Origin of the sequence: Caballeronia humi, from assembly GCF_001544475.1 — a bacterium.
Lineage (GTDB): Bacteria > Pseudomonadota > Gammaproteobacteria > Burkholderiales > Burkholderiaceae > Caballeronia > Caballeronia humi.
The window spans coordinates 1-1,161 of the sequence record NZ_FCNW02000192.1; the positions used below are offsets into that span (position 1 = coordinate 1).

Annotated in this window: 1 pseudogene; it reads left to right on the forward strand. The window is 61.3% G+C overall.

From position 1 onward, the window contains the following. Positions 1 to 1,161 (forward strand): annotated as a pseudogene (locus AWB65_RS36560) (YadA-like family protein); the annotation flags it as partial.

Genomic DNA, 1,161 nt, shown 5'->3' on the forward strand with positions numbered 1-1,161 from the left:
GCATACGACGACTCGACGAAGGGCAAGGTCACGCTGGCAGGCGGCACGGCCGGCACGACGCTGGCAAACGTGAAGGCTGGTGCAGCCGACATGGAAGCTGTCAACCTGAAGCAGTTGAAGGATGCAGGCCTGACGGTCGGTACGGGCGGCAACGTGACGAACGCATTCGTCGCATACGACGACTCGACGAAGGGCAAGGTCACGCTGGCAGGCGGCACGGCTGGCACGACGCTGGCGAACGTGAAGGCTGGTGTGGCCGAAATGGACGCAGTGAACGTCAAGCAATTGACGGATGCGGGCCTAAAGACGGATACGAGCGGCAACGTGACGAATGCATTCGTCGCATATGACGACTCGACGAAGGGCAAGGTCACGCTGGCAGGCGGCACGGCCGGCACGACGCTGGCGAACGTGAAGGCTGGTGCAGCCGACATGGACGCGGTGAACGTCAAGCAACTGAAGGACGCGGGCCTGAAGACGGACACGAGCGGCAACGTGACGAACGCATTCGTCGCATACGACGACTCGACGAAGGGCAAGGTCACGCTGGCAGGCGGCACGGCCGGCACGACGCTGGCAAACGTGAAGGCAGGTGCTGCCGACATGGAAGCTGTCAACCTGAAGCAGTTGAAGGATGCAGGCCTGACGACGGATACGAACGGTACTGTGACGAACGCATTCGTCGCATACGACAACGCCGCCAAGAACTCGGTCACGCTGGGTGTTGGCACTGCTGGCGCGCAAATCCACCAAGTCCTGGCAGGTACGGCTGACGCAGATGCCGTCAACCTGAAGCAGTTGAAGGATGCAGGCCTGAAGACGGACACGAGCGGCAACGTGACGAACGCCTTCGTTGCATATGACGACTCGACGAAGGGCAAGGTCACGCTGGCAGGCGGTACGGCCGGCACGACATTGGCGAACGTGAAGGCAGGTGCTGCCGACATGGAAGCTGTCAACCTGAAGCAGTTGAAGGATGCAGGCCTGACGACCGACACGAACGGTACTGTGACGAACGCATTCGTTGCATATGACGACTCGACGAAGGGCAAGGTCACGCTGGCAGGCGGTACGGCCGGCACGACATTGGCGAACGTGAAGGCAGGTGCTGCCGACATGGAAGCTGTCAACCTGAAGCAGTTGAAGGATGCAGGCCTGACG